The 8332-nt window shown below is 57.2% G+C and carries 6 protein-coding genes; all 6 read right to left on the bottom strand.

The window, feature by feature from the left end:
• Positions 1-1434: asparagine synthase (glutamine-hydrolyzing) (gene asnB / locus ACH2EM_RS00320; protein WP_395150026.1), on the bottom strand; the 1434-nt coding region annotated here is incomplete at its 3' end.
• A gap of 326 nt (positions 1435-1760) precedes the next feature.
• Positions 1761-3197: an FtsQ-type POTRA domain-containing protein gene (locus ACH2EM_RS00315; protein ID WP_395150025.1), complete on the bottom strand. Its 1437-nt coding sequence runs from the start codon at positions 3195-3197 to the stop codon at positions 1761-1763.
• Between the two features lie 46 nt (positions 3198-3243).
• Positions 3244-4380: an undecaprenyldiphospho-muramoylpentapeptide beta-N-acetylglucosaminyltransferase gene (murG, locus tag ACH2EM_RS00310; RefSeq protein WP_395150024.1), complete on the bottom strand. Its 1137-nt coding sequence runs from the start codon at positions 4378-4380 to the stop codon at positions 3244-3246.
• Positions 4381-4398: 18 nt separating this feature from the next.
• Positions 4399-5865 (bottom strand): FtsW/RodA/SpoVE family cell cycle protein, encoded by a 1467-nt coding sequence (locus ACH2EM_RS00305; RefSeq protein ID WP_395150023.1) that lies wholly within the window; start codon positions 5863-5865, stop codon positions 4399-4401.
• 33 nt (positions 5866-5898) lie between these two features.
• Positions 5899-6906 (bottom strand): phospho-N-acetylmuramoyl-pentapeptide-transferase, encoded by a 1008-nt coding sequence (gene mraY, locus ACH2EM_RS00300; RefSeq protein ID WP_395150022.1) that lies wholly within the window; start codon positions 6904-6906, stop codon positions 5899-5901.
• Between the two features lie 14 nt (positions 6907-6920).
• Positions 6921-8321, bottom strand: coding sequence for a UDP-N-acetylmuramoyl-tripeptide--D-alanyl-D-alanine ligase (gene murF / locus ACH2EM_RS00295; RefSeq protein WP_395150021.1), 1401 nt, complete (start codon positions 8319-8321; stop codon positions 6921-6923).
• Positions 8322-8332 lie beyond the last annotated feature (11 nt).

The following is an 8332-nucleotide window of genomic DNA, read 5'->3' as shown; positions in this document are numbered from 1 at the left end:
CGCCTTCAAAAGGATGTCGCCCACCATCCACAGGTGCAGGTCGGTGTACTGCATCCGCACCACCGGTTCCTGGCCCTTGGTTTGCTCAAAATACGGGCGGGAAAGGTCGGTGGGTTTTACTGCGCCGCTGTAATTGCGCAGCAGCTTTTTCTTCTGCCGCTCACTCATCAGGTTGGTATTGCCGATGTAACGCTCCTCCAGGGGGCGGCTGCGGCGCACCAAAAAGTTCACACCGGGTACAGCGGGCATCCGCTCCGCCACTGCACCCACAGCCCGGCGCAGGGGCAGGGGCACTTTATCGTACCAGGACACGGTGAACGGCTCCTTGTAGATGTTGTAACCGCCAAAGAATTCGTCGGCACCCTCGCCGGAAAGGCAGACCTTTACCTGCTTGGAAGCTTCCCGGTTTACAAAGTACAAAGCGGCGCTGGCTGCGTCGGCCAGAGGCTCGTCCATGTGGTACTGAATCCGGGGCAGATTTTCCCAGTATTCCTCCGGCTCAATGCGGTAGGCATAGTTATTCACGCCCATGAACTTGCTGAACTCTGCCGCATAGTCGGTTTCGTCGTACTGCTTGTTTGCAAACCCCACGGTAAAGGTTTTGTCCACATGGGCCAGATAGGCCATGTAGCTGGAATCCACGCCAGAGGAAAGGAAGGAGCCCACCTCCACATCACTGATCTTGTGGGCAGCCACACTCTGCTTCATCACCTGCTCAATGCGCTCCTCCCAGTCGTTGAGCGTGCCTTCCTTGGCAGGGTCAAAGCTGGGCTGCCAGTAACGGCGGATGGTCACCTGGCCATCCTTCCACAGCAGGCAGTGGCCGGGCAGCAGCTTTTTCACTCCTTCAAAGAAGGTGTTCTCTCCGGGAGAATACTGGTAGGTCAGATACAGCTCCAGCTGCTGACGGTTGATTTGTTTATCAAACCCAGGGTGGTGCAAAAAGCTCTTGATTTCGCTGCCAAACAAAAGTTCCTGCTGCTGGGTCAGGTAGTAGTAAAAGGGCTTGATGCCAAAGTAATCTCTGGCGCAAAACAGGCTGTTGTCCCGGCTGTCCCAGATGGCAAAGGCAAACATACCCCGCAGGCGGCCCAGCAGGTTCTGGCCCCACTCCTCGTATCCGTGGAGCAGTACTTCGGTATCGGAATGGTCGCTGGCAAAGGTATGGCCTTTCTGAATCAGCTCATCCCGCAGCTCCATAAAGTTATAAATCTCGCCATTGAACACAACGGACAGGGCCTTGTCCTCATTGAACATGGGCTGTGCGCCGCCTTCCAGATCCAAAATGGACAGGCGCCGATGGCCCAGGGCCACCTCCTGCCCAAAATAGCTGCCCTCTCCATCGGGTCCCCGATGGGCAATAGCATCCATCATTGCTTTTAAAATTTCTTCCCGCTTTTCCCGCAGGCCGGTAAAGCCAACAATTCCACACATAGGACTGTGAATTCCTTTCTTCATTCCCAGGCCTCTGGCCCGGATTTGGTCGCTTCCCCGCCGCCCTTTGGCCATTTGCCGGGCCAGGCCGAAAGGGCCTGCCGGGCCGGGCAGGGTTATTGATTTATTATACTACAATTATGTGTTGTTTAAAAGAGATTCTATCCCCATCCACAGCTCTGTCCCCAAATTCTTTCTCCCCGCATTTCCTTCGGTTTAACCCGTTTGCATCCAGGGGCATTTCTTTGCATAAAAAAACAGCCCCAATTTCCTTGGGGCTGTTTTTAAAGATAGGATAGTCCCTGCCTGCCGATCGCTGTTTCGGCTCAAGGAACCGCAGTGGGGATGGGGGTGGGCTGCTCCTCTGCCGGTGGGGTTGGCGTAGCCGTGGGCTGTTCCTCTGCCGGTGGCGTGGGGGTAGCTGTGGGCTGACCTTCTGCCGGTGGTGTGGGGGTAGCCTCAGCTCCTTGCCCAGGCTGGGGGCTTGCCGTGGCCTGGGCTCCATTCTCCCCTTCCGGCGCCTGGCTGGTTTGGGGCTGGGCCGAAGTATCCGGTGCCGGGGTCTGCTGGGCAGTTTCGCTGGGACGGGTCAGCTCCTCAATATCTCCCGGTGTCCACACCGGCTGCAAGGTGCCGTCGCTCATCTGGTGGGATACATCCAAACGGCCGCTTTCGCCGCTTTCCACACCCTTGCCGTCCTCATTTTTCAAAATCCAGGCTGCAAACTTCATCTTGTAGTCCAGATTGTTCAGGGTACCCAGCAATACCTTGGCCCTGCCCTGGTACACAAAATACACCTCGTTGGGGTTGCTTAAATCCACCAGGGTGGCCTCGTTCTTCATGTCGTACTGGTCCATCACATCCAGCAGCTGGCTGAGCTGGTCCATCTGCTCTTCATCCTGGCTGGCAAGCTGGTAGCCGGGCAGCAGCTGCCCCACCTGGATGCCCCGCAGCTGAGGCAAATCCGGCTGGACGGTATCCACCTTCATCACACTCAATCCTGCGCTCAGGGTTGCCCAACCGCCATCGGTCTGCACGCACCAAGTCTCGGTAGCGGGTGCAACCCGAATCACCAGGGTGCTGGGCAGGCTGCGGCGAATCTGCACCGTTTCCAGATAGGGCAGCGCAACCAGCATCTGTTTTTCCTTTTCTGCCGCCGAAAAGGAGAACAGGTTATCGCCTACTTTTACATCCAGCGTGCTCAAAATAGCCTCCTGGGTATAAATGCCGGTATTGGGCGGGGTGCTCTTGTCCAGATTTTCCACCCGGAAGCTTTTCACCTGAAACAGCACCGTCACCGAAAGAGCCACACCCACACCAATGAGAATCAGGGTGAGCAACGCCAGCAAAAAATTACGCCGTCTGCGCCGGCGGCGCATCTCGCTTTGGGTCAGCCGCCGGGGCGGCTTGGAGGTGCGCACCGGTGCCGAACGGGTCTGGCGCTGGCGCTGCTGGGCCCGCAGCTGCTGTTCTCTCTGGCTCTGCCGGCCCTGCTGCGGCTGCCTGCCGCTGGCTGCGGAACGGGGGTAAGCGGTCTGGGTTCTGCGGGCGGCCGCAGACTGACCCGACCTGCTGCCGCCCGGTACGCTTTGGCGGGAGGATGCACCGGCAAACACTGCTGGCTCCGTCTGGCGGTCAAAGGGCACCGCTCTGGGCGGCCTTGTTTGACTGCGCTGTGCCGGACGGGCTGCACCCGGAGCACGGGATGCCCCAGCACCCTGGGGGCGCCGCTGCGGTTCCTTGTTCCGTTTCTGCTTGCTCACTGTCCATTCCTCCCGTTATTCCTATACAAAATGTTATTTTTCAGTTTTATTCAACAGATTTCCCCTGTTTTTTCAACAACTCTGCCAGCGCAGTCCAGATTTTTTCCAGGCTGTCCGGGTCAGCCAGGGTACGGGCCTTCCGGCCCATTTCCTGCAATTTACCAGGCTGGGCCAGCAGGCTCTGCACCTGCTCCACCAACCGTTCCCCTGTAAGGTCTTTTTCTTCCAGCACCAGGGCAGCACCGGCCTTTTGCAGCTCCAGTGCGTTGTAATACTGGTGATTTTCCGCCACATTGGGGCTGGGAATCAAAATCGCTGCCCGTCCCACTGCTTCCAGTTCCGCCAGGGTCAGTGCCCCTGCCCGGCCAATCACCAAATCCGCTGCGGCCAGCATCTGGGGCATATCCTGAATGTATTCCCTGGCTTGAATGCCCTCATAGCCAGCAAATCCTTTTTGCCGCCCCAGCTCTGCAAACAGTTCCACACCCCGGCTGCCGGTGGCATGGATGTGCAGTACCGGCGCCTTGCTTTTCATCTCCCAGGCTGCCAGGTCGGCCACTACCTCATTGATGCGCCGTGCACCCAGGCTGCCGCCAAAACTCAAAATGACGGTGCGGTCCCCTGCGCCCAATTTGGCACGGGCGGCCTGCCGGTCCTGCTGGAACATTTCCGGGCGCACCGGGTTGCCCACAACCTTGGTCTTTTGGGGTGCACCTAGTTTTTCCACCGCAGCAGCCACTGCGGCAAACACCAGGTCCACATCCTTTGCCAGCAGCTTGTTGGTCACACCGGGAAAGGCGTTCTGCTCATGAATGGCGGTAGCAATGCCCATCTTAGCTGCACAGCGCACCACCGGGCCGCTTACATAGCCGCCGCAGCCAATCACCAAATCCGGCTGTACCTCCTTCATCATGGCCTTTGCCTTCGGCCCGGAAAGAGCCAGGTTCCACACAGCCTGCACATTGCGCACCAGATTTTTAGGGGTTAAACTGCGCTGGATTCCGTTCACCTCAATGTGGTGAAAGGGGTAGCCCTGAGCCGTTACCAGTTTGTATTCCATGCCCGCTTTGCGGCCTGCAAAATGAATTTCTGCCTGGGGGCAGTGTTTGCGGATAACCCCCGCAATGGCCAAAGCCGGATTGATGTGACCGGCAGTGCCGCCGGCTGCAATCAGTACACGCATGAACCGTGCTCCTTCCCGTTATTCCCGGCCGGATCGAAATCTGGCGTAGGGATTTTGTTGTTGTTTTTCAAATTCAGCCTGCATCTGCTGGGCTTTGGCCTGCTCCCTGGCGGCCTTCAGCTCTGCCTGCCTTCGGTTGCCTGCCCGGCTTACACTCAAAATCATGCCCATCTGGCCCAGCAGCAGCATCAGGCTGGTACCACCCGAAGAAAAGAACGGCAGACTGATGCCTGTGTTGGGAATGGTGTTGGTAACCACACCCACATTGAACCAGAACTGAAAGCCAATCTGGGCAATGCAGCCAATGGCCAGCAGGGTGCCAAAGCGGTCGGGGGCTTTTCGGGCAATCACAATGCCCTGTACAATCAGCATGCTGAACAGCAAAATGCAAACCAGTGCGCCTACCATGCCAAGCTCCTCGCACAGAATGGCAAAGATAAAGTCATTTTGCGCTTCCGGCAGCCACATGTGCTTCTGCACACTGTTGCCAATGCCCACGCCAAACAATCCGCCGGAGCCGATGGTGTAAAGACTCTGGCCGGTCTGCTGAGTGGAACCCTGCATATCCGAAAAAGGGTCCAGCCAGCCCTGAAGCCGTTCCTGTACATAGCCGCCCTTGGTCACCAGAAGCACCGCAAAGGCAGCCCCCACCGTAACACCGGCACACACAAACCAGCGCATCAATGCGCCGCCCACAAACATGATGGACGCAGTGATGCAGGTCATGATAATCATGGCACTGTGGTGGGGCTCCAGCAGCAGCAAAACCAGAATCGGCATAAGAAACAGGCCGGGCATGATAACTGCCAGATACAGGTTTTCGCCAGGCTTGATGCCGCCCAGGCGGCCCTCAATGCGCTTTTCGTAGCGGGAAAACCAGTCCGCCAGCATTACAATCAGCCCAAACTTTGCAATCTCACTTACCTGAATGCTGGGAAAATGCTCAATATTAATCCATCGTTTGCATCCCTTGATGGGCTCCATAAACAGCACAAAAACCAACAGAATCAAACAGATGATATACAGGCCACGGGCCATTGGCCGCAGCTTGTTGTAATCAAAATAGGAGGCCACCCACATAGCCACCAACCCCACACAGGCATAAAGCACCTGGGGGCCAAAATACTCGTAAATATTGCCAAACTTATACAAAGCGGTGGCATAGCTTGCACTGAACAGCATCAGCAGGCCAAACACCTGAAGCACGCACATGGTGGCCACAAAGCCGCCGTTCAGCTTGCCGGGATTTTTATAAAAAAGTTCCCGAATGGTTTGCGCCAAACTTTTTTTAACCCTTTTGCGGCGCACGGGGCCGGAGGGCGGTGTGGGAGCCGAGCGGCGGGCCCTGGTACTGGTACCGGAACCGGCCAAGCGGTCAGAGCGGTTTTGTCCGCTGGTGCGGGCCGCTGCCGCTCCCCCAGCCCGGTTTGCGGGCCGACGGTTGGCAGCCCCGTATGGAATTCGCTTGCCAGACTCAACAGCCATGGGCCAAGCCTCCTTTCGCAATGGAGAATTCAATCAATAGTAAAAATACGCAAAGGCCAGGCCCAGTGCCACAAACAAAGCAGCCAGCAGGCTGAACCCTGCATCAATTTTCACCTCACTCCAGCCACGCATCTCAAAGGAATGGTGAATGGGGGTCATTTTAAACAGACGCTTGCCATGAGTAAGCTTAAAGTAGGTAACCTGAATCACCACCGTGGCAGCCTCCCAGATGTAAACCGCGCCAAAAAAGAACAAAATCTCGGGGCGACCCATGCCGTAGGCAAGGCCGGTGACAGCGCCGCCCAAAAACATACTGCCGGTGTCACCCATAAAGGTTTTGGCCGGGTAGAAGTTCCAGATCAAAAAGCCTGCCAGGGCACCTGCCAAAGCCGCCGCAAACAGCGAAAGATTGAACTGCCCCAAAAATCCTGCCAGGGTCAAAAAGCCCAGCATTGCCACAAAGGTTACGCAGGAGCACAGGCCATCAATGCCGTCGGTCAGGTTAACCGCATTCACCACAAAAATAATGAACAGGTAAGAAAGCGGATAAAACAACAGGCCCAAATCCACCATGCCAAAAAACGGCAGGGTGATGTAGGTACTCAGGGTACCATTCCAGTACAAACCACCCAGGAACACGGTGGTAACCACCAGCTGGCCTACAATTTTTTGCCAGGCCCGCAGCCCCAGGTTGCGCTTTTTTACCACCTTGATAAAGTCGTCAAAAAAGCCGATGGCACCAAAGCCAAAGGCCGCAAAAACAGCCAGATACAGGTTCTGGCTGCTTGCGTTGCCAAACAGCTCCGGGGTGGAGTGCAGCAAGCTGCACAGCGCCAGCACCACACCCACTACGCTGGCCAGAATAAAGCACAAGCCACCCATGGTGGGGGTACCCTGTTTTTTGTTATGCCAGGTAGGCCCAATCTCCTTGATGGTTTGGCCAAAGTGCAGTTTGCGTAAAAAAGGAACAATTACAATGCCGGAAACGGCTGCGATGATAAATCCGCAAGCAGCCGCCAAAATCAGCGCATAGCGTGCCATAAATTCAAAACTCCTTACTCCGATTTCTTCACATCTTCCAAATGTTCGTACACCGCATTCAAAACAGCCTCCAGCTTGATGCCCCGGCTGGCCTTCGCAAGCAGAGCATCTCCCGGCTTCAACACCTCCAGCAGCCAGCAAGCTGCCTGCTCCGGCTGTTCAAACCAATGGGCTTCCAGGCCCATCTCGCCTGCCTGCTGGGCCATTTCCCGGCTGGCCGGCCCCACTGCTGCCAAGGCCTTCAGGCCTGCCCCGGCTGCCCAGCAGCCTGCCTGCCGGTGGGCCTGCTGTTCCAGGCTGCCCAGCTCCAGCATATCGCCCAGCAGGGCAAATTTACGGCCGCTGCAGGGGTATTGCTCAAACATGGAAAGGCTGGCCTTCATGCTGTCCGGGCTGGCGTTGTAACAATCCTCCACAAAGGTAATGCCCCCCACCTGCCGGATGTTCTGGCGCATTCCGGTGCTCCGGTACTGCCCCAGAGCCTGGGCGCACACCTGGGGGTCTAGCCCCAGCCGGGTGGCAGCAGCATAGGCCGCCAGGGCATCGCTCACACTATGACGGCCCAGCGCCGGAATATACACCTCAAATCGGCCGTGCAGCCGGTCGTTCAGATAAAAATGCTGCCCCTGTGCAGTGGCTTCTATCTCACTGGCCCACACATCTGCCTCACGGTCCTCCAGGCTGAACCACACCGGTCTCACATGGCCGGGCAGCTGCCCCTGCTGCTGGGCACGGCGCAGATATTCGTCGTCCCCGTTCAGAGCCAGAGGTGCCCCCTCCGGCAGCCCGTCGCAAAGTTCCAGCTTGGCTTTCAGGATATTCTCCCGGCTGCCCAAAGTTTCCAGGTGGCTCACCCCAATGCAGGTGATGATGCCCGCATTGGGCCGGGCGGCGCAGCTCAGCCGGTGGATTTCCCCCAGTGCACTCATGCCCATCTCCACCACGGCGTACCGGGTAGAATCCTCCAACCGGAACAGGGTGTTTGGCACGCCAATTTCATTGTTTTGGTTGCCTTCGGTTTTCATGGCAGAGCCAAAGGCCGAAAGTACCGCATAGCAAAACTCTTTTGTGGTGGTTTTGCCCACACTGCCTGTAACGCCAATCATCAAGGGGTTAAAGCATCGGCGGTAGTTGGCCCCCATGGTCATCATGGCCTGGTGGCTGCTGGGGCAAAGAATCAACTGTTCTGTGGGTACCCCCTCCACGGGGTGGTTTGCCACTACGAATGCTGCCCCCTGCCGGATGGCCTGGGCGGCAAAGTCGTGGCCGTCCACCCGCTGGCCGGGAAAGCAGACGAACACGCAATCCGGGCAGATGACCCGGCTGTCTGTAACCACAGCGGAAATTTGTTTGCCCGCTGTTTGGCCCGGCTCGGCCAAGCCTTGCAGCAGAATGCCCGCTTCAATGGGCTGCATAAAATAGCCTC

This window comes from uncultured Allofournierella sp. (genome assembly GCA_944382705.1).
In the GTDB taxonomy this organism is placed as follows: domain Bacteria; phylum Bacillota; class Clostridia; order Oscillospirales; family Ruminococcaceae; genus Allofournierella.
This window is presented reverse-complemented; position numbering and strand designations above follow the sequence as displayed.

Bases quoted from the DNA above. Each gene is read 5' to 3' on its own strand.
- murF (WP_395150021.1), bottom strand. From the start codon at position 8,321: ATGCAGCCCATTGAAGCGGGCATTCTGCTGCAAGGCTTGGCCGAGCCG.
- ACH2EM_RS00305 (WP_395150023.1), bottom strand. From the start codon at position 5,865: ATGGCTGTTGAGTCTGGCAAGCGAATTCCATACGGGGCTGCCAACCGT.
- murG (WP_395150024.1), bottom strand. From the start codon at position 4,380: ATGCGTGTACTGATTGCAGCCGGCGGCACTGCCGGTCACATCAATCCG.
- mraY (WP_395150022.1), bottom strand. From the start codon at position 6,906: ATGGCACGCTATGCGCTGATTTTGGCGGCTGCTTGCGGATTTATCATC.